Origin of the sequence: Pantoea sp. Fr+CA_20, from assembly GCF_024520835.1 — a bacterium.
Taxonomy (GTDB): Bacteria; Pseudomonadota; Gammaproteobacteria; order Enterobacterales; family Enterobacteriaceae; genus Pantoea; species Pantoea allii.
The window spans coordinates 15433-39552 of record NZ_JALNPN010000002.1 but is presented as its reverse complement, the minus strand read 5'-3'; the positions used below and the strand labels follow the sequence as shown (position 1 = coordinate 39552).

24 protein-coding genes are annotated in these 24120 nt (G+C 52.7%); 13 read left to right on the top strand and 11 right to left on the bottom strand.

Translation table 11 applies throughout. The annotated features are described in order from the left end of the window. The first annotated feature begins 60 nt into the window (after nt 1–60). The gene (locus tag NR177_RS02655; protein WP_063879843.1) at nt 61–246 is read left to right on the top strand and encodes a YoaH family protein; all 186 of its coding nucleotides are present in this window, start codon (nt 61–63) and stop codon (nt 244–246) included. A 15-nt stretch (nt 247–261) separates the two neighbouring features. Here NR177_RS02655 and NR177_RS02650 read toward each other — a convergent pair whose 3' ends face one another. Continuing rightward, nucleotides 262–606 carry a RidA family protein gene (locus tag NR177_RS02650; RefSeq protein WP_256852393.1) on the bottom strand — a complete coding sequence of 115 codons (345 nt, stop codon included), beginning with the start codon at nt 604–606 and terminating at the stop codon, nt 262–264. Between the two features lie 152 nt (nt 607–758). Between NR177_RS02650 and NR177_RS02645 the strand changes: the two genes are divergently transcribed. The 6 genes from NR177_RS02645 to rnd all read left to right on the top strand — a co-directional run bounded on the left by NR177_RS02645 (nt 759) and on the right by rnd (nt 7471). Continuing rightward, the gene (locus NR177_RS02645; RefSeq protein ID WP_186440800.1) at nt 759–926 is read left to right on the top strand and encodes a hypothetical protein; all 168 of its coding nucleotides are present in this window, start codon (nt 759–761) and stop codon (nt 924–926) included. A 136-nt stretch (nt 927–1062) separates the two neighbouring features. Continuing rightward, nucleotides 1063–2973: an ATP-dependent DNA helicase gene (locus tag NR177_RS02640; protein WP_096010494.1), complete on the top strand. Its 1911-nt coding sequence runs from the start codon at nt 1063–1065 to the stop codon at nt 2971–2973. 45 nt (nt 2974–3018) lie between these two features. Then, nucleotides 3019–3717, top strand: coding sequence for a tRNA (adenosine(37)-N6)-threonylcarbamoyltransferase complex dimerization subunit type 1 TsaB (tsaB, locus tag NR177_RS02635; protein ID WP_172897604.1), 699 nt, complete (start codon nt 3019–3021; stop codon nt 3715–3717). Between the two features lie 60 nt (nt 3718–3777). Continuing rightward, nucleotides 3778–4371 (top strand): Slp family lipoprotein, encoded by a 594-nt coding sequence (locus tag NR177_RS02630; RefSeq protein WP_256852246.1) that lies wholly within the window; start codon nt 3778–3780, stop codon nt 4369–4371. Between the two features lie 202 nt (nt 4372–4573). Beyond that, on the top strand, nt 4574–6250 hold the full coding sequence (fadD, locus tag NR177_RS02625; protein WP_128604249.1) for a long-chain-fatty-acid--CoA ligase FadD: 1677 nt from the start codon (nt 4574–4576) through the stop codon (nt 6248–6250). Between the two features lie 99 nt (nt 6251–6349). Next, the gene (gene rnd, locus NR177_RS02620) at nt 6350–7471 is read left to right on the top strand and encodes a ribonuclease D (RefSeq protein WP_256852245.1); all 1122 of its coding nucleotides are present in this window, start codon (nt 6350–6352) and stop codon (nt 7469–7471) included. Between the two features lie 48 nt (nt 7472–7519). Here rnd and minE read toward each other — a convergent pair whose 3' ends face one another. Genes minE through minC form a run of 3 tightly spaced genes read right to left on the bottom strand, consistent with a single transcriptional unit; the run spans nt 7520 to nt 9337 of the window. Further along, nucleotides 7520–7789, bottom strand: coding sequence for a cell division topological specificity factor MinE (gene minE / locus NR177_RS02615; protein ID WP_063879837.1), 270 nt, complete (start codon nt 7787–7789; stop codon nt 7520–7522). A gap of 3 nt (nt 7790–7792) precedes the next feature. Continuing rightward, a complete protein-coding gene (gene minD / locus NR177_RS02610) occupies nt 7793–8605 on the bottom strand; it encodes a septum site-determining protein MinD (protein ID WP_256852244.1) in 813 nt (270 codons plus the stop codon). A gap of 33 nt (nt 8606–8638) precedes the next feature. Further along, nucleotides 8639–9337, bottom strand: coding sequence for a septum site-determining protein MinC (minC, locus tag NR177_RS02605; protein ID WP_256852243.1), 699 nt, complete (start codon nt 9335–9337; stop codon nt 8639–8641). 154 nt (nt 9338–9491) lie between these two features. On the opposite strand from minC, the gene NR177_RS02600 reads away from it, so the two are divergent. The 3 genes from NR177_RS02600 to NR177_RS02590 all read left to right on the top strand — a co-directional run bounded on the left by NR177_RS02600 (nt 9492) and on the right by NR177_RS02590 (nt 11236). Continuing rightward, complete coding sequence (locus NR177_RS02600; RefSeq protein ID WP_096010498.1) at nt 9492–9767, top strand: YcgL domain-containing protein; 276 nt, start codon at nt 9492–9494, stop codon at nt 9765–9767. Between the two features lie 299 nt (nt 9768–10066). Next, nucleotides 10067–10726, top strand: coding sequence for a fumarylacetoacetate hydrolase family protein (locus NR177_RS02595; RefSeq protein ID WP_063879833.1), 660 nt, complete (start codon nt 10067–10069; stop codon nt 10724–10726). 63 nt (nt 10727–10789) lie between these two features. Continuing rightward, nucleotides 10790–11236, top strand: coding sequence for a YcgN family cysteine cluster protein (locus tag NR177_RS02590; RefSeq protein WP_256852242.1), 447 nt, complete (start codon nt 10790–10792; stop codon nt 11234–11236). Nucleotides 11237–11277: 41 nt separating this feature from the next. Here NR177_RS02590 and dsbB read toward each other — a convergent pair whose 3' ends face one another. Then, on the bottom strand, nt 11278–11808 hold the full coding sequence (dsbB, locus tag NR177_RS02585) for a disulfide bond formation protein DsbB (protein ID WP_063879831.1): 531 nt from the start codon (nt 11806–11808) through the stop codon (nt 11278–11280). 378 nt (nt 11809–12186) lie between these two features. Here dsbB and fadR point away from each other — a divergent pair, with 378 nt between their 5' ends. Next, nucleotides 12187–12906: a fatty acid metabolism transcriptional regulator FadR gene (fadR, locus tag NR177_RS02580; RefSeq protein ID WP_063879830.1), complete on the top strand. Its 720-nt coding sequence runs from the start codon at nt 12187–12189 to the stop codon at nt 12904–12906. Between the two features lie 39 nt (nt 12907–12945). Here the strand turns inward: fadR and NR177_RS02575 are convergent, their stop codons facing one another. After that, complete coding sequence (locus NR177_RS02575) at nt 12946–14481, bottom strand: SpoVR family protein (RefSeq protein ID WP_063879829.1); 1536 nt, start codon at nt 14479–14481, stop codon at nt 12946–12948. Between the two features lie 503 nt (nt 14482–14984). On the opposite strand from NR177_RS02575, the gene NR177_RS02570 reads away from it, so the two are divergent. Both NR177_RS02570 and dadX read left to right on the top strand, forming a co-directional pair. Further along, nucleotides 14985–16286: a D-amino acid dehydrogenase gene (locus NR177_RS02570; protein WP_063879828.1), complete on the top strand. Its 1302-nt coding sequence runs from the start codon at nt 14985–14987 to the stop codon at nt 16284–16286. Nucleotides 16287–16305: 19 nt separating this feature from the next. Beyond that, the gene (gene dadX / locus NR177_RS02565; RefSeq protein ID WP_256852241.1) at nt 16306–17376 is read left to right on the top strand and encodes a catabolic alanine racemase DadX; all 1071 of its coding nucleotides are present in this window, start codon (nt 16306–16308) and stop codon (nt 17374–17376) included. Here the strand turns inward: dadX and NR177_RS02560 are convergent. From NR177_RS02560 to NR177_RS02540, 5 genes are all read right to left on the bottom strand, one after another. Then, nucleotides 17369–18562, bottom strand: a complete 1194-nt coding sequence (locus NR177_RS02560; protein WP_256852240.1) for a multidrug effflux MFS transporter — start codon at nt 18560–18562, stop codon at nt 17369–17371. The two genes, dadX and NR177_RS02560, sit on opposite strands and share 8 nt — an antisense overlap. A 122-nt stretch (nt 18563–18684) precedes the next feature. After that, nucleotides 18685–20151 carry an undecaprenyl-phosphate galactose phosphotransferase WbaP gene (gene wbaP / locus NR177_RS02555; RefSeq protein WP_256852239.1) on the bottom strand — a complete coding sequence of 489 codons (1467 nt, stop codon included), beginning with the start codon at nt 20149–20151 and terminating at the stop codon, nt 18685–18687. 377 nt (nt 20152–20528) lie between these two features. Continuing rightward, nucleotides 20529–20762, bottom strand: coding sequence for a DUF1480 family protein (locus NR177_RS02550; protein WP_096010503.1), 234 nt, complete (start codon nt 20760–20762; stop codon nt 20529–20531). Nucleotides 20763–20838: 76 nt separating this feature from the next. Continuing rightward, nucleotides 20839–22566, bottom strand: coding sequence for a potassium/proton antiporter (locus tag NR177_RS02545; RefSeq protein WP_063879823.1), 1728 nt, complete (start codon nt 22564–22566; stop codon nt 20839–20841). A 245-nt stretch (nt 22567–22811) separates the two neighbouring features. Continuing rightward, entirely contained in the window at nt 22812–24086 is a 1275-nt protein-coding gene (locus tag NR177_RS02540) for a YeaH/YhbH family protein (RefSeq protein ID WP_063879822.1), read from the bottom strand. Nucleotides 24087–24120 lie beyond the last annotated feature (34 nt).

Below are 24120 nucleotides of genomic sequence, written 5' to 3'. Positions count from 1 at the left end.
CCTGACTGGCACCTGTTTGTTCCCCATGAAATAATGGCAGCCTCATAGCAGGAGTAAAACATGATTACAGGATTACCCGCACTTTCACACGACCAGCAACAGCGCGCTGTTGAACGTATTCAGCAATTAATGGCTGGTGGCATGTCCAGCGGTGAAGCGATTACTCTGGTTGCGCAGGAGATTCGCGAAAGCCACACCGGTGAACTGATCCGGGCGCGCTTCGAAGATGAAGACGACGAAGGCTAACGCCCGGCAAGCGTTTTAGCGTGCAGCGATAATTTTTATTTCGACTTTATACTGTGAATTCATTAAACCTGCCTGAACCGTGCAGCGAACGGGCGCATTATCGGGCGAAACCCAGGCGTCCCAGGCGCGGTTCATTGCGGCAAAATCAGCTTTATCCACCAGGAAAATGGTGGCATCAAGGATTTTGCTTTTGTCACTGCCCACCCGCGTAAGCAGGGCATCAATCACCGCTAACGCATTGGCGGTTTGCGCTTCGGCATCCGCCTCCAGGTTTTCAGGCACGCTGGTATAATAAATCGTGTCGTTATGAATGACCGCTTCGGACATACGATGTTCTGGATCAATGCGCGTAATGCTCATCATCTTCTCCCTGTTTTTTTGAACGCCTAGCCTGCCATAATCCCGGTGCGATTGTCATCCGTTGCAGCGCGCACTGGGCGTCAGCCGCGCATCACGGGCGGAAAAATGGTATAAAACGTCGCTTACCGGTTCAGGACTATCAGGATGAAGGCATGGCGAATACGCAATATCTGTTTTGGGTGATGTTTGGAGCACTGGCACTGCTGTTTATCGTGATATCGACCTTTGTCGGCATGTCACGCACGGCCAAACAGGGGTTTATCACTCTGGCGGTGTTACTGGTGCTTCTGATTGCCGGCGCGCTTTACATCAGTCATTAGCGCTGAAAACGGCGTCATCCCTGGGTCTGCAGGCAACAGGACGGCTGGGTAATAAAGACGCCACCGTCAGCGATTTCCTTAAGTCAGGGAATGCTGGCATAATATACAGTGTTTTTTGCCGTTATTGAGAGGGTACGTGGCAGACGATTTTGCAACTGATGGCGCGCTGGCAAAGGGCATTGCGGGATTTAAACCGCGTGAAGCCCAGCGTGAAATGGCGCAGGCCGTCGCGGAAGCCGTGCAGAATAGCGGCGAGCTGGTGGTTGAAGCGGGGACGGGGACAGGCAAAACCTATGCCTACCTGGCTCCGGCTTTACGCGCCAATAAAAAAGTGATCGTGTCCACTGGCTCTAAAGCCCTGCAGGATCAGCTCTACGCCCGCGATTTGCCTACCATTGCCAACGCGCTGAAGTTCACCGGTAAAACGGCGCTGCTGAAAGGTCGCTCTAACTACCTTTGCCTTGAGCGCATGGAACAACAGTCGGCGACCGGCGGCGATCTGAGCGTTCAGGCGCTCACGGATTTGGTGACGCTGCGCGCCTGGTCATCGCAAACCACGGATGGGGACATCAGTTCCTGTGCCGGCGTTACCGAAGACAGTCCGATTTGGCCGCTGGTGACCAGCACCAATGACAACTGTCTGGGCAGCGACTGCCCGCTGTACAAAGAGTGCTTTGTGGTGAAGGCGCGTAAGAAGGCCATGGACGCTGATGTCGTGGTGGTTAACCATCATCTGTTTCTTGCCGATCTGGTGGTGAAAGAGGGCGGATTCGGTGAGCTTATCCCCGAAGCGGACGTGATGATTTTTGATGAAGCTCATCAGTTGCCGGACATCGCCAGCCAGTATTTCGGTCAGCAGCTCTCCAGCCGCCAGTTAGGCGATCTGGCAAAAGACATCATTATTGCCTATCGCACGGAAGTCCGTGACGTACAGCAGCTGCAAAAATCAGCCGACCGTCTGGCACAATGCGCGCAGGACTTCCGTCTGGCGCTGGGCGAGCCGGGTTATCGCGGTAACCTGCGTGATCTACTCAGCGATAACAACATCATGCGCATGTTTACCCTGCTCGATGATGCGCTGGAGCTTTGTTACGACGTGATCAAACTCTCGCTAGGGCGTTCGGCGCTGCTTGATGCGGCGTTTGAACGTGCAGCGCTCTATCGCACACGACTGAAACGGATACGCGCCATTAGTGAACCCGGCTTCAGTTACTGGTATGAATGCACATCGCGTCACTTTGTGCTGGCGCTGACGCCGTTATCGGTGGCCGAACGCTTCCGCGAAGTGATGGATAACCGTAAAGCCGCATGGATTTTCACGTCTGCGACCCTGGCCGTCGATGAAAAGATGGACCACTTTGCCGACCGGCTGGGCGTGAGCCAGGCTAAGAATCTGATCCTCAACAGTCCGTTTGACTATTCACAGCAGGCTTTGCTGTGCGTGCCGCGCAATCTGCCTGAACCCAATCGTCCGGGTGGTGCGCGTCAGTTGGCAAAAATGATGAAGCCGCTGATCGACGCGAACAAAGGCCGCTGTTTCTTTCTTTGTACCTCGCATCTGATGATGCGTGAGTTGGCCGCGGAGTTCCGTGCCTCTATGACGTTGCCGGTGTTAGTGCAGGGTGAAACCAGCAAAGGGCAACTGCTGAAGCAGTTCATTGATAAAGGCAATGCACTACTGGTAGCCACCAGCAGCTTTTGGGAAGGTGTGGATGTCCGTGGCGATGCGTTGTCGCTGGTGATCATCGACAAACTGCCGTTTACCTCGCCGGAAGATCCTCTGCTTAAAGCACGCATGGAAGACTGCCGGATTCGGGGTGGCGATCCCTTCAGCGACGTGCAACTGCCCGACGCGGTGATTACGCTTAAACAGGGCGTTGGCCGTTTGATTCGTGATACGGACGATCGTGGCGTGCTGGTGATTTGCGACCAGCGGCTGGTTTCCCGTCCATATGGCGCGCTGTTTCTTAACAGTCTGCCGCCAACGCCACGAACACGTGATATTGCGCAAGCTATTGCCTTTATTCGTCAGCAACCTGGCGAGTAATTGTGTGCTAAGATGCGCGCCGTTTTTGAATCTTCAGAGGTCGTTATGTCGGTCCGAATTTTAGCGCTGGATACAGCGACAGAAGCCTGTTCTGCGGCATTGCTCAACGGGCAACAGATTGACGCGCGCTTTGAGATAGCGCCCCGCGATCACACGCAACGCATTTTACCCCTGATCGCAGAGCTGCTTGAGTCTCAGCAGCTTGAACTGACCGAACTCGACGCGCTGGCATTTGGCCGCGGGCCGGGCAGTTTTACTGGCGTCCGTATTGGTATCGGGATTGCCCAGGGCCTGGCGTTAGGTGCCGCCTTGCCGATGGCGGGCATCTCCACCCTGGCCACGCTGGCACAGGGTGCCTGGCGGCAGCACGGCGCAAACCGGGTGTTAACCGCGATTGATGCCCGTATGGGTGAAGTCTACTGGGCCGAATATCAGCGCGATGAACAGGGCAACTGGCAGGGGGAAGCGACTGAGAGCGTGCTGTCGCCCGCCGCCGCGCTGGCCCGGATGCAGGCGCTGGAAGGGGAATGGTACACAGCTGGAACGGGCTGGCAGGCCTGGCCGGACCTGCAGCAGGGGCACGCGCTGCAACTGGTCAACAGCAATGTGGCGCTGCCGGCCGCTGAAGATATGTTGCCACTGGCGGTCGCCGCATTACAGCAGGGCGCTACCGTGCAACCTGAACATGCCGAGCCCACTTATCTGAGAAACGAAGTGGCATGGAAAAAACTGCCCGGACGGTAAAATATGACGCAACTTATTGTTATCCAGGCACTCTAAACAGCAACGTTCAGGAGAATACCCATGTCAATGTGTCGTCGCGGTGTTGCAGGTTTGATGTTGGCCTGTGCCCTGGTTTTAAGTGGTTGTGTTTCCGTGCCGGATAATATTAAGGGCAACTCGCCGATGCCCCAGCAGGACTTGCTGCGCGTAATGAAAGATCCGGCCATCTATGTTGGTCAGGAATCTCGCTTCGGCGGTAAAGTGGTTAACGTTATCAACCGCAACGGCAAAACCCGGCTGGAAATCGCAACGCAGCCGCTGGATGAGAGCGCAAGACCGGTGTTGGGTGCCAGCTCGCTTGGCCGAATCTATGCTGATATTCCGGGCTTTGTTGATCCTACCGATGTGAAAGATCAGTACGTAACGGTGCTCGGCACGCTAAAAGGCACCGAGCAGGGCAAGATTGGCGAGGCAAATTACCAGTTTGTGGTCATTGACGTGCGGGGCTACCAGCGCTGGCATCTCACGCGCCAGATCGTTGCGCCACCACAGCCGATCGATCCGTGGATTTGGTACGGGCCAACGCGCCATCGCGGCGGTTACTGGGGGCCCAATCCTTACTGGGGCATGTATAACACCGGGCCTGCCCAGGTGGAAACTATCCTGACGCCGTAAGCGTTAGCCGTTTTATAAGCCCGGTCGCGGTGCTCGCAGCCGGGCTTTTTATTTGTATTGTTAACTAACACGAAATTTAGTGATGTACTTCGCAACCTCAACATGACAAGCAGAGCAAACTGGTACAATCAGTTAAAATATTGTTAAAAATACAATTGTCGAGGCGGCGATGAGTACACAACAAGATTATCGGGGTGAATCCTTGAATAAGGTTTGGCTAAAACGCTACCCGGCAGACGTACCTGCCGAAATCAATGCTGATCGTTACCACTCTCTGGTTGATATGTTTGAGCAGGCCGTTGTCCGCTACGCGGAACAGCCTGCTTTTTATAACATGGGTCAAAAGATGACCTATCGCCAACTGGACGAGAAAAGCCGGGCCTTCGCCGCCTATCTGCAACATGCGCTGAAACTGCAGCCCGGCGACCGTGTTGCTTTGATGATGCCGAACCTCCTGCAATATCCGGTGGCGCTGTTTGGTGTTCTGCGGGCAGGGATGGTGGTGGTCAACGTTAATCCGCTCTACACGCCGCGCGAATTAAAACATCAACTCAATGACAGCGGTGCCAGTGCGATTGTCATTGTTTCTAACTTTGCGCATACGCTGGAAAAAGTCGTCAGTGAAACCGCCGTGAAACACGTTGTTCTGACCCGCATGGGCGACCAGCTTGCGCCGGTTAAAGCCACGCTGGTGAACTTTGTGGTGAAGTATGTGAAGCGGCTGGTGCCCAAATATCATCTGCCAGGCGCGATATCGTTTCGCCATGTGCTGGATGCCGGTGAAAAAATGGCGTACCAGCGTCCGGAAGTCAGCAACGATGATCTGGCATTTTTGCAATACACGGGCGGCACCACCGGCGTGGCCAAAGGCGCCATGCTTACCCACCGCAATATGCAGGCCAATCTGGAGCAAACCAAAGCGACCTACGGCAAGCTGTTACGTGACGGTAAAGAGTGCGTCGTCACGGCGTTACCGCTCTACCATATCTTTGCATTAACCGTTAACGGCCTGCTGTTCGTTGAGTTAGGCGGGCAGAATCTGTTAATCACCAATCCGCGCGACATTCCCGGCTTTGTTAAAGAGATCGCCAAATATCCGTTTACCGCCATTACCGGCGTGAATACGCTGTTTAATGCGCTGCTTAATGACGACAACTTTAACAAACTCGACTTCTCGACGTTACGCCTTTCAGCGGGCGGCGGCATGGCAGTACAAAAAGCGGTGGCCGAACGCTGGGAAAAGCTCACAGGACACTATTTGCTGGAAGGCTATGGTCTGACGGAGTGTTCCCCGCTGGTCTCAGTAAACCCTTATGACATCAGCTGTCACACGGGCAGTATCGGATTGCCTGTGCCCTCAACGGACGTGATTATTCTGGATGAGAGCGGGAATGAAGTGCCTACCGGAGAGCCTGGCGAACTGTGCATCCGTGGCCCTCAGGTGATGCTCGGCTACTGGCAGCACCCGGAGGCCACAGCAGAAGTCCTGAAAAATGGCTGGCTCCATAGCGGGGATATTGTTACCGTTGATCCCGAAGGATTTATCCGTATCGTGGACCGCAAAAAGGATATGATTCTGGTGTCGGGCTTTAACGTCTATCCTAATGAGATTGAAGACGTCCTGATGCAGCATCCCAAAGTGCGTGAAGCGGCAGCGATTGGCGTGCCCAGCGAGCTGTCCGGCGAGGCCGTTAAAGTCTGCGTAGTTAAAAAAGATCACTCGCTGACCAAAGAAGAACTGCTGGATCACTGTCGTCGCCAGCTCACAGGCTATAAAGTGCCTAAAATCGTCGAGTTTCGCGATGAACTGCCAAAAACCAATGTAGGAAAAATTCTGCGTCGTGAACTGCGCGACGAGGTGAAAACCAGCACAGGCTGATTCACCGTCAGGATTCAGGTTGAACGCCGGCGCTGTCCGGCGTTTTTATTGCTTTTAACATGGAGCACCGCACGTTGTCGGCTGCGGTGAAAACTGAACGTGAACTATTCCCTGATCGAGAACGATGATCACCTGGCCGAGGTGTGCCACAAAGCACGCCAGCATGCGGCCGTCGCCCTGGATACCGAATTTGTCCGTACCCGTACTTACTATCCGCAGCTGGGACTGATTCAGCTGTTTGATGGCGAACAGTTAGTGTTGATCGATCCGTTACCCGTTCGTGACTGGTCACCGTTTATTGAACTGCTAACGGACACCCGCGTGACGAAATTTCTCCATGCGGGCGGGGAAGATCTGGAAGTGTTCCTGCACCGTTTCGGTGTCCTGCCACAGCCGATGATTGATACACAGATTCTGGCGGCTTTCAGTGGTCAGCCGCTTTCCTGGGGATTTGCCTCAATGGTGGCGCACTTTACGCAGGTTGAATTAGATAAGAGTGAAGCGCGGACCGACTGGTTAGCCCGTCCGCTCACGGAACGGCAGTGCCAGTATGCGGCGGCGGATGTGCATTACCTGCTGCCGATTGCTCATCAACTGATACAGCAGGTTGAGCAGGCCGGTAATATGGCCGCGGCACTGAGTGAATGCGAAAACCTGTGTCAGCGTCGGCTGGATACGTTAGCGCCGGAGGATGCGTGGCGTGACATCACTAACGCCTGGCAGTTGCGTCCGCGCCAGCTGGCGGCGCTGCAACGCCTGGCGGCATGGCGCCTGAAAGTGGCGCGTGAAAAAGACATGGCGGTCAATTTTGTGGTGCGTGAAGAGAACCTGTGGAAAGTCGCACGTTTTATGCCGGGTTCTCAGGGTGAGTTAGATCATCTGGGCTTATCGGGCCATGAGATTCGTTTCCACGGCAGGGCGATGCTGGCGCAGGTGGCAGAAGCCGCTGAGCTGGATGACAGTGCGTTACCGCCGCCGTTAAGCAATCTGGTGGATCATGTGAATTACAAGCGGGCGTTTAAGGCAATCAAAGCGCTGGTACAGCAGGTGAGTGAGCAGAGTGGTTTTAGTCAGGAACTGCTGGCGTCTCGTCGCCAGATCAATCAGGTGCTAAGTCAGCACTGGGGGCTTAAGCCACAGAACCGCAAACCCGAGCTGTTAACAGGCTGGCGTGGCGAGGTGCTGAAACCCGGTATTACCGACATCCTTGCCGGGCTGTAAAAAATTTCCCCTGCAACTGCGCAGGGGAAAGTCAGGAAACGGTTGACGTCATTTAGGCACGTCTTCCGTTTCGGGTAGCGTGACGTTCAGTTCAAGAATGGAGATATCATCCCCTTTCTGATCGAGTTGAACCGTCACCATGTCCGGATCAATCTTCACGTATCTGCAAATCACTTCAAGAATGTCGCGCTTAAGTTGCGGAAGATAATGGGGCTCACTGTCGCCCCTTCTCCGTTCTGCCACAATAATCTGTAGCCTTTCCTTGGCTATATTGGCAGTGTTCTTCTTCCGGGATAAAAAGAAATCAAGTAATGCCATGGTTTATCCCCCGAACAGGCGTTTCAGGAAACCCTTCTTCTCTTCTTCAATAAAGCGGAAGGGGCGAACTTCACCGAGTAACCGGTCAACGGTATCGGCATAGGCTTTACCAGCATCAGACTCATCGTCCAGAATCACCGGCTCGCCCTGGTTAGAGGCACGAAGCACGGACTGATCTTCCGGGATTACGCCGACCAGAGGAATGCGCAGAATTTCCAGCACATCTTCCATGCTCAGCATATCGCCACGATTAACGCGACCCGGGTTATAACGGGTCAGCAGCAGATGCTCCTTAACCGGTTCCTGGCTGGTTTCAGCGCGGCGGGATTTTGAAGAGATGATGCCGAGAATACGGTCAGAGTCGCGGACAGAGGAGACTTCCGGGTTCGTGGTAATAATGGCTTCATCTGCAAAATACAGTGCCATTAACGCCCCGGTTTCAATGCCGGCTGGCGAATCACAGACGATGAAGTCAAACGCCATCTCTGCAAGATCGTTCAGGACCTTTTCGACACCTTCACGAGTCAGGGCGTCTTTATCACGTGTTTGTGAGGCAGGCAGAATATAAAGTTGCTCAGTGCGCTTATCACGAATCAATGCCTGGTTCAGCGTGGCATCACCCTGAATGACATTAACAAAATCGTAAACAACCCGGCGTTCGCAGCCCATGATTAAATCAAGGTTACGCAGGCCGATATCAAAGTCGATGACAACCGTTTTTTTGCCTTTCTGCGCTAAACCGGTGGCGATGGCCGCGCTTGACGTGGTCTTACCAACGCCCCCTTTACCGGATGTAACTACAATAATGCGTGCCATAAATGTTGATTTCCTTAACGAAAGAAAAGGGGCCTAATTAAGTGTCTGTATAGTCAGCGCGCCATCCTGAAGACAGAGGCGTGCTGCTTTAGCAAAAAACGCTTCGGGAATTTGATCCATGATCCAGTACTCTCCGGCGATAGAAACCAACTCTGCTGCAAGGTTGGTGCAAAAAATCTGGCAATCTCTGTCACCGCTGGCGCCTGCCAGAGCACGGCCACGCATCATGCCATAGATATGAATATTGCCATCAGCGACCAGTTCCGCACCGGCGCTCACGCTGCTGGTGACGATCAAATCCGCATTGCGGGCATAAATTTGCTGGCCAGAGCGCACCGGCGTGTTAACGATGCGTGTTTTCGCCACCAGCGGTTCGGCTGCAACGGGCTTGAGTTCCGGCTCCTGCGCGTCACGCTTGTGGCTCTCTTTGCCTTCAGCCAGCACCGGAAGTCCGACGCGGGCAATCATTTTTTTCAGCGCATCATCTTTGCATCCACTGACCCCGACGATACGCAGTCCCGTTTCGCTCACGGCCTGCTGCATCTGTTTCCAGTTCACCGCGGCATCGAGGGCCGCAACATTCAGCACCACGGGTGCGTTCTTCAGGAAATCTGGAGCCTGGTCAATTTTGTCCTGGAGCGCTTTGCGGATCACCTCTGGCTCATGGTGATGCAAATGAACGACGGACAAGGTAAAACTGCTTCCCTTAAATTCGATTGGCGATTGCGGCATCTGTCCCGACTCAGTCCTGTTTTACTACCCTGTGCTAAGCGATGATAAAAGCATCGTTAAAGCGCGATCGGCGAATATTCGAAGTACTGCAAGCATGTTATAGTTACCGCTATATTCAAACAAGCCTCAGCGCTGGTTAATTCGAGTAAAAAATATGTTTTGTGTGATCTACAGAAGTCCGGTCCGCGACCAAACTTATCTCTACGTTGAAAAAAAGGACGATTTTTCACGCGTTCCTGACGCCCTGCTCAAAGGCTTCGGTAAGCCGCAACTCGCGATGGTGGTAAACCTTGCCCAACGCGACAAACTGGCCAATGCAGACATCAATAACGTTAAGCAGGGTTTAAGCGAGCAGGGATATTATTTGCAAATTCCCCCACCGATCGAAAGTTTGTTAAAAACGCATCTTGAACACGACAGAAAAGATTAACTCGGATTGTTCCTTTAATATAAATTTTGCGCGACTGTCGGCGGCCAATTTATATTCCCAGCCGGGGTGAATAATAATTGTGCAGCACCGCTGTTTTTTTGCTTTTTCCGCGCAATCCGATCGGTCATCGGTTCGCGGTGACGCACAAATAGCCTGGCTGAATTGTTGACAATTTTCACGCATCTGTCAGGTTTAACCACTCTTAACCGTTATGAACAGGCTGGCTTTGCGTGCCGTCTGTCCGTAACGTCAACCCGCCGATATGGCTGACATTTCGGCAACATAAGCAGGGGATTAGCATGTATCAGCATCGTAACTGGCAAGGCGCTTTGTTAGATTATCCCGTGGGTAAAGTGGTGTGTGTTGGCAGTAACTATGCGAAGCACATTAAAGAAATGGGCAGTGCGACACCAACCGAACCGGTAATTTTTATTAAACCGCAAACGGCCTTATGCGATATGCGTCAGCCTTTATCGATTCCTGATGCGTTTGGTGAAGTGCATCATGAGGTTGAGCTGGCGGTGCTGATTGGCACCACCCTGAAACAGGCTTCAGACGCGCATGTGGCCAAAGCCATTGCCGGTTATGGTGTGGCACTGGATTTAACCCTGCGCGATCTCCAGGCGGGCTTAAAAAAAGCCGGGCAGCCCTGGGAAAAAGCGAAAGCCTTTGATAACGCCTGTCCTCTGTCGGGTTTTATTCCAACTGCGGAATTTTCAGGTGATCCACAGAACACCGAACTGAAGCTGGTCGTGAACGGTGAGGTTCGTCAGCACGGCAATACCGCCGATATGATTCACAAAATCCTGCCGCTGATTGCCCATATGAGCCAGTATTTTACCCTGCACGCGGGTGACGTCATCCTGACCGGTACGCCGGAAGGCGTTGGGCCAATGCACGCTGGCGATACGTTAGAGGTTTCCATCGCGGGCCATGGCATCAGCACGCGGGTACTGTAAAACTTGCATCATTGGGCCAATATCTTTATAAGGTGCGGTTTACGCTAAATCTGGACAACCATCATGACTGAAACCCCTTTCTGGCAACACAAGCGCCTGGCACAAATGAGCGATGAGCAATGGGAATCCTTGTGTGATGGTTGTGGCCAGTGCTGTCTGAACAAGTTACAGGACGCCGATACCGATGAAATTTATTTCACCAACGTCGCCTGTAACCAGCTCAACATCAAAACCTGCCAGTGTCGCAATTACGAGCGCCGGTTTGAATATGAAGAAGACTGCATCAAGCTGACGCGCGAAAACCTGACGACCTTTAACTGGTTGCCTCGCACCTGCGCCTATCGACTCCTGGGCGAGGGGAAACCGTTACCGGCCTGGCACCCGCTGCGCGCAGGGTCAAAAACCGAGATGCACGCTCAGCGCATTTCGGTGCGCTACATTGCCGTGCGGGAAAGTGAAGTCCGCGACTGGGAAGATCATATTATCGACCGGCCAGATCGGAACGGATGATGCACATAAACGAAAGGCTGCCAGCGGCAGCCTTTTTTACGTTAGCGACCAAATAAGTCGCGGCGTTTAGGTTTCAACGGCTGAGCGATCAGTACCAGCACGCCGACTAACAGATAGGCGGCGAAAATACCGATCATCCACTGTGGCATGCTGAGAGACAGAAAATCCCATCCGCGATCTGAGCAATCCCCGCTGGCAACAAATACCGACGGCAGCCATTTATCCAGCGGCAACCATGTCGGGAAACGCGCAGCGAAATCACAGGTCACAAAGGGATTGGGATGCAGCAGGATCATCGTGTGTTCGTAAGACAACTGCAGCCCTTTCCAGGCGCTGTAAATCCACACCAGAATCGCCACCAGGCGTAACGGTGAGCGAGGCAGAAGAAAGCCGATAACGCCTGCCGCCACTACGCCGAACAGCGCGCAGCGGACATAAATACACATTACGCAGGGTTTGAAGCCCAAACCATGCTGAAACCATAACGCCGTAAGCTCCAAGGCCAGTGCTGTGAGTGCCAGTAATAACCAGGCACCGCGACCACGCGAACATTGGTTTAAATATCGCAACATATTGCATTCCCTGTAAACGTCAAGCCCGCAGTGTAAACCAAAAGTCGCTGCACGCCATCCTGCGTGGATAAAAAATCATGTACAAACATGACCTGACACTGCTCCAGATTAATGACCTCACGCAAACCGCCACACAGCATGTTATTGCTGTTCGTCGGTGGCGCTAAACCGGATAGGCAAGACCGCAGCCGTTGCGGTGGTGCAGGCGCAAAAATGAGGTGTGATGCGGGCTTAAATGGCGTCAAAGATTATCAGGGTAATCTGTCTTAATTTTGTGCTAAACCGCGCTTTTAATCGTTGTGCAGGCTATATCCGCTATAGGGCGTCTGGTATGATGAGTGCCCATTACGATCCAGAAAGCAATGAGAACACACAGTTATGGTTATTAAGGCGCAGAGTCCAGCCGGATTTGCTGAAGAGTATATAATTGAAAGCATCTGGAACAGCCGTTTTCCACCCGGATCGATTCTTCCTGCTGAACGTGAGCTTTCTGAACTGATTGGCGTGACGCGCACCACGTTACGTGAAGTTTTACAGCGTCTGGCACGTGACGGCTGGCTGACGATTCAGCACGGTAAACCCACGCGCGTTAACAACTTCTGGGAAACCTCGGGTCTTAATATTCTTGAAACCCTCGCGCGTCTCGATCACGACAGCGTGCCCGCACTGATCGATAACCTGTTATCCGTTCGCACCAATATTTCCTCTATCTTTATTAGCCGCGCATTACGCCATTATCCTGAGAAGGCGCGCGAAGTGCTGGAGGCCGTCAATAGTGCTGAAGACCAGGTCGATAGCTATACCGAACTGGATTACAAGGTGTTCCGTGGCCTGGCGTTTGCCTCCGGCAACCCAATCTATGGCCTGATCCTGAACGGGCTAAAAGGGCTCTATACCCGGGTTGGACGACACTACTTTTCTAATCCGGAAGCCCGCAAAGTGGCCCGGGATTTCTATCAGACGCTGCTTGCCCTGTGTGATAAAGAGCCCACTCAGGACGAAATTGTCGAGTGCGTGCGCCGCTATGGCCGTCAGAGCGGGGATATCTGGCATTCAATGCAAAAAACGATGCCTGACGATTTAGGCAGCAAGCGTTAATAAAAAACCGGACGTGACGTCCGGTTTTTTTTTGTCCATTTACAGCGGGGAGTTACGCGGTGGATTTCGGTCCAGTAGCTCTACCGTTCCGTCTTCATTCTGTTGTTCCAGAATCACATCAAACCCCCACAGGCGATGGACGTGCTTAAGCACTTCCCGGCGGCTTTTATCCAGCGGTGCACGACTTTGCGGTACATAGCGCAGGGTCAGTGAACGATCGCCGCGTAAGTCGACGTTATAAACCTGTATGTTGGGTTCCAGATTACTCAGGTTGTACTGCGCCGAAAGCTGCTGGCGAACGGCGCGGTAGCCGGATTCATCGTGGATAGCTGCAATCTCCAGAAAGTTATTACGATCGTCATCCAGCACGGTAAACAGACGGAAGTCACGCATGACCTTAGGCGACAGGAACTGGCTGATAAAGCTCTCATCTTTAAATTCACGCATCGCAAAATGCATCGTTTTAAGCCAGTCAGAACCCGCAATATCCGGGAACCAGTAGCGATCTTCTTCGGTTGGCGACTGGCAAATGCGTTTGATGTCCTGGAACATGGCAAAACCTAACGCATACGGATTAATCCCGCTGTACCACTGGCTGTTATAAGGCGGCTGAAAAATGACGTTGGTATGGCTGTGCAAAAACTCCATCATAAAGCGTTCAGACACTTTGCCTTCATCATAGAGGTGATTCAGGATGGTGTAGTGCCAGAAGGTTGCCCAGCCTTCATTCATCACCTGGGTTTGTTTCTGCGGGTAAAAATACTGGCTCACCTTACGGACGATACGCAAAATTTCACGCTGCCAGGATTCAAGCAGCGGGGCATTCTTTTCCATAAAGTAGAGCAGGTTTTCCTGCGGCTCTGACGGGTAACGCGCCGCTTCAATCTGAGTGGCTTCTTTTTCCCGTCGTGGCAGCGTACGCCACAGCGTATTCACCTGACTCTGTAAATACTCTTCACGGCTTTTCTGCCGTGCTTTCTCTTCCTGCAGCGAGATTTTCTGCGGACGTTTATAGCGATCAACCCCGTAGTTCATTAAGGCATGGCAGGAGTCAAGCAGGCGCTCTACCTCCTCTACACCGTAACGCTCTTCACAGTCAGAGATGTAATTTTTAGCAAACAGCAAATAGTCGACGATGGAGCTGGCGTCGGTCCAGCTCCGAAACAGGTAGTTGTTTTTAAAAAAGGAGTTATGTCCGTAGCAGGCATGGGCCATCACCAGCGCCTGCATGGTCATGGTGTTCTCTTCCATCAGGTAGGCGATACAGGGATTGGAGTTAATCACAATCTCGTAAGCCAGGCCTTGCTGTCCGTGTTTATAGCGCTGTTCGGTCTCGATAAATTTTTTGCCGAATGACCAGTGCGAGTAGTTAATCGGCATGCCGACACTGGAGTAGGCATCCATCATCTGTTCAGAGGTGATCACTTCAATTTGGTGCGGGTAGGTGTCCAGACCGTAGTGTTTGGCTACACGGTCAATTTCAGCCAGATAGACATCCAGTAATTCGAATGTCCAGTCAGGACCATCGCTAATTCGTTTGCTGTCCATGAGGGAATCGTCAAAGATTGTGGTCATAGCGCACCTCTGTTTTGGCGAACGAGCTAACGCTGACTGGCTGCCCGTTACGATTTATTTAAGGCTCTTCCTGAGAAAGGAAACCCAAAAAAACTGAGTGAACATATCAATGATAGTTCACTGTCGCTTATCCGATCGGGGAACTCAAACGAATTCTTTGGCAGAAAAATCATTTCAGGTTGAAAGGGTTGGGATTAAATAGCCCTACTTGCTGTGCTGTGGGTTTTTTTTAGCATAAAGCACTGCTTTTTAGGATAAAGGCGCGCGTCAAATGATTCTCCTGCAAGAGGATGAATTAACTATAAACAATGTCATTTATGCCTGATTTTTTGCATCAGGGCGCATAAATCTCTGAATTTCAGTCTGTGAAATGATTTTAGTTACCTGCTGACGGAAAAAGAGGTGAAATAGTTGAATTGTTTAGAGGATGTTTCCACTTTGTGATCACACTGAATGTAAACCAGTGAACAGTGGATTATGCTTTTTAATTTCGCGGGGGACTTATGCACGTAGTGATTCTTGGAAGTGGCGTAGTAGGCGTAACAAGCGCATGGTATCTGGCGCGTGCCGGGCACCAGGTCACCGTGATCGATCGTCAGCCTCAGCCCGCTATGGAGACCAGCGCCGCGAATGCCGGACAGATCTCTCCGGGCTATGCTGCGCCCTGGGCGGCACCGGGTGTACCGCTGAAGGCAATGAAATGGATGTTCCAGCGTCATGCTCCACTGGCAATCCGGCTGGACGGCAGTCGCTTTCAGCTTGAATGGATGTGGAACATGCTGCGTAACTGCGATATGCGTCATTACCAGCAAAACAAAAGCCGCATGGTCCGCCTGGCAGAATACAGCCGTGATTGCCTGAAAGCGCTCCGTGCCGAAACCGGCATTGCCTACGAAGGCCGCCAGGGCGGCACGCTGCAGCTGTTTCGTACCCAGCAGCAGTTTGACAGCGCCAGTAAAGACATTGCTGTACTGCGCGAAGCCGGCGTGCCCTACGAGTTGCTGGAGGCGCATCAGCTGTCCAGCGTCGAGCCTGCACTGGCGGCGACCCACCATAAACTCACCGGCGGATTACGCCTGCCGAATGATGAAACCGGGGATTGCCAACTTTTTACTCAACGTCTGGCTAAAATGGCCGAAGAAGCCGGAGTTGTCTTCCGTTTTAATACGCCAATCGATCAGTTGCTACGCGACGGCAATCGTATTTATGGCGTGAAGTGCGGTGAGGAAGTGATTAAAGGCGACAGCTATGTCGTGGCGCTGGGTTCTTATTCGACCTCGCTGATGAAGAATATCGTCGATATTCCCGTCTATCCGCTTAAAGGCTATTCCCTGACGATTCCGGTGACCAATCCCGATGCGGCACCGGTTTCTACAATTCTTGATGAAACCTATAAAGTGGCAGTGACGCGCTTTGATAACCGTATTCGCGTCGGCGGCATGGCCGAGATTGTTGGTTTTAACACCAAACTGCTGGAGGCGCGTCGTGAAACCCTGGAGATGGTGGTCACAGACCTTTATCCTGAAGGCGGTGATGTCAGCCAGGCGAGTTTCTGGACCGGCCTGCGCCCTATGACGCCAGATGGAACGCCGGTGGTTGGCGCTACGCCGCTCTCGAACCTTTATCTGAATACCGGACACGGTACACTGGGATGGACAATGGCGTGCGGCTCCGGTCAGTTACTCGCTGACGTTATGTCCGGGACATCATCCGCGATAGCCGCAGATGATCTCACCGTCTTTCGCTATTTACCCGGTTTTGCGGCCAGCCGATCGCCGCTTCGCAACGTTAACGCTACCCGTTAAGCCTTCAGGGAGAGGAAGTATGTCACGTCCAATTGTCGCTACCATCGATCAACACGCGTTGCGACATAACCTGGCGATTGCGCGCCGGGCGGCTCCTGCGTCACGCATCTGGTCAGTGGTCAAAGCGAATGCCTATGGTCACGGCATTGCCCGCGTATGGGAAAGCCTGTCAGCGACCGATGGTTTCGCTCTGCTTAACATGGAAGAGGCCATTATGTTGCGCGAGCAGGGCTGGAAAAAGCCGATATTACTGCTCGAAGGGTTCTTTCACCCTTATGACCTGGCATTAATCGATCGCTACCGACTGACCACCAGTGTGCACAGCAACTGGCAGATTCACGCCCTGGCCAATGCCACGCTTTCTGCGCCTGTTGATATTTATCTGAAGATCAACAGCGGTATGAACCGTCTGGGGTTCCGTCCTGAGCAGGTCAATGGGATCTGGCATAAACTGCGTGCGATTGAAAACGTCGGGGATATCACGTTGATGGCGCACTTTGCCGATGCGGAAAATCCTGACGGTATTGTCGAGCCGTTAAAGCGCATCGCGCAGGCCACGGAAGGGCTGGAAAGCCCGCTTTCATTGTCCAATTCGGCCTGTACGCTGTGGCATCCCGAAGCACATCACGACTGGGTGCGCCCGGGGATCATACTGTACGGCGCCTCACCAAGCGGTGACTGGCAGGATATCGCCAGCAGTGGTCTGAAGCCGGTGATGACGCTCACCAGTGAGATTATTGGCGTGCAGCAACTTCAGGCTGGAGATGGCGTAGGCTATGGCTACCGCTATCATGCAAAGCAGCCACAGCGCATCGGCGTGGTAGCCTGCGGTTATGCAGATGGTTATCCGCGCCATTCACCGACAGGCACCCCGGTTGCTGTTGACGGCATTATGACGCAGGTTGTCGGCGCGGTGTCTATGGACATGATTACGGTTGATCTCACGCCTTGCCCGCAGGCTGGCATTGGCTCGTCTGTCGAGTTATGGGGCGAAAACGTCAAAATCGATCAGGTGGCGAAAGCAGCCGGAACCGTGGGCTATGAGCTCATGTGCGCACTGGCCCCCCGCGTTCCGGTTAAGCTTATTTAACAGCGGTAATACGACTTTGCATGTTTTTGCTGCAGCGCCAGGCCAGGAAGGCCAGCGCTGCGCCCAGCAGCATCATTAACGTCAGCGACAGCTTTTCTGCCATCGGCAGGGCCACGACGATCAGACTGCCTGCTGCGCCTCCCGCCATCTGAATAAACCCCTGCAGCGCTGAAGCGACGCCCGCCTGTTGTTGATAGGGCTCCAGCGCATAGCTGGTGGCTGGCCCAACGGTGAAGGCCAGGCCAGCGACGGCAACCGCGACCGGAAACATATACAGCGCCCAGTGGGATTGCATACTCGCAGGGAATAACGTCATGCCTGCCACCAGCAGCACGGCACCCGTTAGCATCGTAATAAAGCCGATGGCCAGGCAAAACGGTCGGCCCGCTTTACGAATCGCTTTATTCACCACCACGCTAACCATCATGATCCAAAAACCATTGGCGCCGAAGACGAAAGAGAAAGCCAGAGGGGACAGACCGCCTTCGGTCATTAATACCTGTGGGGCCAGTGACACATAGGTCAGCACCATGCCCAGGGCCCCCGCATTGGCAAAAGCAAAGGCCAGGAAGCGAGGTTGACGGAGAATGGTGGCGTACTGATTCACGGGAAGGCCTTTAACGCGCAGCGTATCCGCCGGGCGCGTTTCAGGAAGCCAGACGATAACCATCAGCATCACTACTGCCGCGTAAGCGCACAGGAACCAGAAGGGCGCTCGCCAGTCAAAGGCGCTGGCCAACAGCCCACCCAGTAACGGAGCCAGTGCGGGCACAATATTCAGTGCGCCATTCAGGAAGCCATAAGCCCGGGCGGCATCATCGCCGCTCAGTCGGTCGCGCACGCCGCTAAAGGCCACCACCGCGCTGCAACATACCGCGCAACCCTGTACCAGACGGGCCAGTAAAAACAGCGGGAAAGAGGTCGCTGTGGCGGCGATGGCGCTGCCAGCAATATAGAGCGCCAGGCCCAGCAAGGCGATGGGCTTACGTCCATAGTTGTCCACCAGCGGGCCACTGACCAGTTGCCCCAGGCCCATCACCAGCAAAAAGAGTGGGATAGTCGTTTGCACCAGGGCAACAGGTGTTGATAAGCCTTCGGCGATCTGGGGCAGCGTCGGTAAATAGAGATCGATGCCTAAAGGTGCCAGTAACACCAGGCTCAATAACAATAAGGTATATTTTTGCATAGCAACCAGAGGGTAAACGTTCGATAAAGCGAGGGAAGAGGGTAATGATTAACAGGACAAAAGGAAAGCGAATTACCGGGCGAAATCGCGATGCCTGTCCGAAACAGGCATCGCTGGCTACATCAGTAAGCGCCGTCGCGGCGGAATACCACGCCCGCCGTTTTAAACAGAATGGCGATGTCCGTCCACAACGCCCAGTTTTTAACATACCAGGAGTCAAAATAGACGCGGGTATCGTAATCAATATCGTTACGACCGCTGACCTGCCATAACCCGGTCATGCCCGGTTTTGCCATCAGATAGTAATCCACATCGCCGGCATAACGCTCAAGCTCAGCCTCAATCACCGGTCGTGGTCCCACCAGACTCATTTCGCCACGGATCACGTTCCAGAGCTGCGGTAACTCATCAAGACTGGTTTTACGCAGGAAGCCGCCAATGCCTGTAATGCGTGGGTCTTTCTTAAGCTTAAAGTCTTTGTCCCATTCCCGGCGGGCCTCTTCGCTGGTCGCCAGGAGTTTTTCCAGAACCTCTTTGGAATTCGTGACCATCGAGCGGAACTTGAGACATTTGAACTTTTTGCCATCCTGGCCGATACGTTCGTGACCGTAAATCGCATTGCCGCCGTCACGCTTGACCATGTAGCAAAGCAGGGCGAAGACCGGTGCAAGGAAGAGCAGTAGCAATGATGCCACCACAATATCGAAGCCACGCTTCAGGAAGCGTGAGGAATGCTTCGCCAGGTTATTACTTACGCGCAGAATCATCACTTCATGGCTAAAAATAAACGACATGTCCGTACCGTACAGCGGCACGCCGCGTAAGGTCGGGATCACTGACACGGAACGGCAGTTCATTTTGGATAAAAACTTCAACCAGCGATCGCGTTCCGGCTGCTGCTCATACTCCATCGCGACAATAAACTGCACATTGTCACGGTCGATGGTGTTCCAGTTGATATCCTTCGCCGAGATGACGGGCACGCCGTTAACACTCTGCTGCTGCGGCGCGTCTTCTACAGAGATAAACGCCTGAACGTTATAACCGAGAATTTCTTCACTTTGTAAGGCCGCGAAGGCTTCGGTGGCGTTGCGACCTGAACCAATGATGATGGTCTCTTTTTTCCATTGACCGGCTTTATTAATGGCTTTTTTTACGCCGGCGCGCATCAGTGGCAGCAGAAGCAGGGCATAGCTCCAACTGAACACCCACACCATGCGGGAAAAGTCCCATTTAGAAAACGCGATTAATGCCAGATCGAGCAGAGAGAAAACAACCAGTGTTTTGATAATCTCTTTCAGTTCGAACCAAAAGGGTTTGCGGTAAGTGTAGTGGCGCAGACGCATCCAAAACCAGCCAGTACATAATACCGACATAATAAACTGCGCAATAAAACGGTTTTCAATTTGATGCGGTGGAATAAACGCATCAAGATCTCCCCAAATACCCTGAATAGTGGCAGCAGAGAGAAACAGCGCTAAATTCAGCGCAATAAGGTCGGAAAAACTGAGTGCAAACTTTACAAGAATATTCTTACGAAGACCGCTCCATGAGCGACTCGCATTGTTTATTACCATTGTACTTGCCATAAAACCTGCTCTCTTAATTAAGTAAAAGATGGCCTGACCAGAATCAAGTACGCGTTCAGGGGTTAACGACTGAAAATCCAAAACCGGGATGTTTTCAGTTTGTTACAGTCATTAGAGCCATTAACGCTGCAAGAAAAAATTTCGCTAAGCGTGAGTTGAGTCACGTAAAAATGCAGCACTGGGGAAGAGTATGCAGGAGATATTTGACAGAGTTAATACGGAATAATTCTTAAAAAACCAGGCGATAATCGCGTGAGTTTGGTTTAAGTGGCTAATTTGAAAGATAATATTTTAAAAGTATAACTTATGAGCAGTGCGTACAGGGGCTTTTTTTAGGAATTACCGCCAAATCCACTGTCTGGCGGCAATTCACAGGATCATGCTGGTTTTTTTAATACCCAGCGGTCTTGTTGCTTATCGTAATGCCCGATGTGCAAGATGACTTCCTGGTCATCAATCCAGGCAGGAACGCTGGTGTCGTGATCCCAGCCGTCGAGCTGATAACTCAGGCCGGGGTTGGTGTGGCAGGGAATACTCACTGTCACAGGTTCTTCGCTGCTGAATTCTGCATCGACAATTTCGTAGCGACCAATTTTAACCACGTGACCCATGGATAACTCCCGTTTTAACTGAATGTCATAAAAGCTTAGTGCAATTCAGCCAATTAACCGCGCCAATTAATTAAGATTATTCCTTGTCTTCACTTGGGCGCACACCAATTTTCACGATTTGATTATCTTCTTTTTCCGCCACGGTCCAGGTCAGCTGATTCCATTCAATCTGATCGCCTACGACGGGCGTGCCGCCGAGCATGCCGAGCATCAGTTGTCCCAGTGATTGTTGCGCGTTGGTGTGTTCATCCAGTTCAAGACCATATATTTGCGCCACATCGTTCAGGCGAGCGTCGGCATCAAGAATAAAGTCACCGAAGAAACGCTGATCCAGCGAGACAGGCGGCGACTGGCTGAACATTTTTCCCAACGCAGGCAGATCACGCTCACGACCAATGACGCAAATCACGTCGTTTTCTTTTAAACGCGTCGCGCTATCTGGATGCATCAACACGTTATCCCGAAACAGGGCGGCGATGCGGGTTTCACGCGGCATCTGTAGATCGCGCAGCGCGGCGCCTACGCACCATTTGTCGGCACTAAGTTGATAGACAAACTGCTCCCAGGGATTTTCCGGATGGATATCCAGCCCGATGCGGCTGATGGGCGACGCCGTAGGCGGTACCACCACTTTGGCTTTCTTCGCGGCATATCCCAGCGAGGTGCCCTGCAGCATCAGTGAGACCAACACGACAAAGAAGGCAATATTAAAATAGAGCGACGCGTTTTCCAGGCCCGCCATCATCGGGAACACCGCCAGGATAATCGGCACCGCGCCACGCAGGCCCACCCAACTGATAAAAACCCGCTCGCGCCCTGTGAAGCCACGGAAGGGCAATAAGCCGATGAAGACGGACAGGGGGCGCGCAACCAAAATCAACCACAGCGAGAGAATCATGGCAGGGACCGCGATATGCCAAAGATCCGACGGCGTGACTAACAGGCCCAGCACGATAAACATGCCTATCTGACTGAGCCAGGCCATACCATCAAAGGTTTGCAGAATACCAAAGCGGTTGCGGATAGGGCTGTTTCCGAGCAAGAAACCACACAGATACACGGCCAGAATCCCACTGCCTTCGAGGACCGTGGTCAGGGCAAACACCAGAATACCGCCGCTGAGTGCCAGTAAAGGGTAAAGGCCAGGAGCCAGGTTTATGCGGTTAATCAGCTGCTGCAGGGCCCAGCCGCCGCCCAGGCCCAGCACAATGCCCAGACCAAACTGTTGAATCAGGTGTACCACAAACATCCAGTCAAGGCCGGTTTTGCCCTGCTCGATCATCTCTATCAGCGTAATGGTGAGAAACACCGCCATAGGATCGTTGCTGCCAGACTCAATTTCCAGCGTTGAGCTTACGCGTTCATTCAGGCCTTTATCGCCCAGCAGTGAGAACACTGCCGCCGCATCGGTGGAACCGATAATGGCGCCAATTAAAAAGCCCTGCATCATATCGAGCCGGAAAAGCCATGCGGCGACCAGGCCGGTTAATCCAGCCGTAATAATGACGCCTACCGTTGCCAGCGACAGTGCCGGGCCCAGCGCCACCTTAAACGAGCTGGCTTTGGTGCGCATTCCGCCATCCAGCAGAATAATCGCCAGGGCGAGGTTAGAAATCAGGTAAGCGGCTGGGTAATTATCGAAGGCGATACCGCCGATGCCATCAATCCCGGCTAACATTCCCAGCGCCAGGAAAATGACCAGGATAGGAATGCCCAGACGGGATGAAAAGGAACTGAGTAAGATACTCGACGCAACCAGCACGGACCCAATAATAAAAAGACTATAAACAATAGTGTGGTTCAAACCCGGTCTCCTGAGATACGGCAATCAATGTTAGCTAATGTGTAGAAACACCCATGCTATGTCTGCAAGATAATGTTTTATCAATGAGTTGTCATGGTCATTATGCAATTTATATCAATTGCTAATGCCTTTGTTACTCCAGTTTAACGATATTAATAGAGTAGTTGGAGGGTTTGTGACGGGGAAGGCCATGTTTTAACAGGTTATTAGACAAAAAAAAGCCGACAGGGCGTCGGCTTCGTGTCTCAGGCTTCCATTGCCTGCTTGTGAAACAGCTCACGGAACACCGGGTAGATATCCTCGGGTTCACGAATGTGCTGGATCGCAAAGTTATCGAATATCGACTGCAGGTGTTCATATTCGCGCCACAGGGTCTGGTGAGCACGACGGGTGATTTCAATATAGGTGTAGTAACGGACGACCGGTAAGATGTTCTTCGCCAGAATCTCATGACACAGCGGTGAATCATCCGCCCAGTTGTCGCCATCTGACGCCTGAGCAGCGTAGATATTCCACTGTGCCGGATCGTAACGCTCTTTGACCACTTCATCCATGAGCTTCAGGGCGCTCGACACGATGGTCCCGCCGGTTTCCTGTGAATAGAAAAACTCCTGCTCGTCGACTTCTTTGGCCTGTGTATGGTGCCGGATATAAACCACATCGACATTTTTGTAAGTGCGGCTCAGGAACAGGTAGAGCAAAATATAAAAGCGTTTTGCCATATCCTTGGTAGCCTGATCCATGGAGCCCGAGACGTCCATCAGACAGAACATAACCGCCTGGCTGGAAGGTTCAGGGCGTTTTTCAAAGTTTTTGTAGCGTAAATCAAAGGTATCGATAAAGGGCACCCGAGCGATACGCGCACGCAAGTCGGCAATCTCTTTGCGTAAGCGCTCCTCTTCGAGCAACTGAGCCGGTTCTGACTTTTCAACCGTGGCGAGTTCATCTTCAAGCTGATGCAGCTGGCGACGTTTACCTGCGGTCATGGCAGTACGACGCGCCAGAGAGTTCTGCAGAGAACGCACCACGCTGATGTTGGCCGGCACACCATTAGAGGTAAAACCCGCACGGTGGGTTTTATACTCGTTTAACTGGCGGTGCTGATTTTTACGCAAGTTGGGCAGCGCCAGATCTTCAAACAGCAGGTCCAGATATTCATCTTTGGAGATCTGAAAAACGAACTCATCCTGACCTTCACCGTCCTGACCGGCGTTGCCCTGACCGGAACCGCTGCCACCGCCGCCCTGCGGCCGCTCAACACGGTCATTTTGTATAAAGTGATCGTTGCCCGGATGGACACGATGGCGTTGCCCGCCGCGACCCTGATGGAAAATCGGTTCATTGATGTCATCAATCGGGATGGAAACGGATTCGCCACTACTGATGTCGGTCACCGAGCGTTTATTGATGGCCTCGGAGATCGACTGCTTAATCTGGGACTTATAACGACGCAAGAAGCGCTGGCGGTTGACCGCGCTCTTGTTTTTACCGTTTAGTCGGCGATCGATAAAATAGGCCATGATGTTCCCCCAAACTACATTGCAAGCAGGCCGG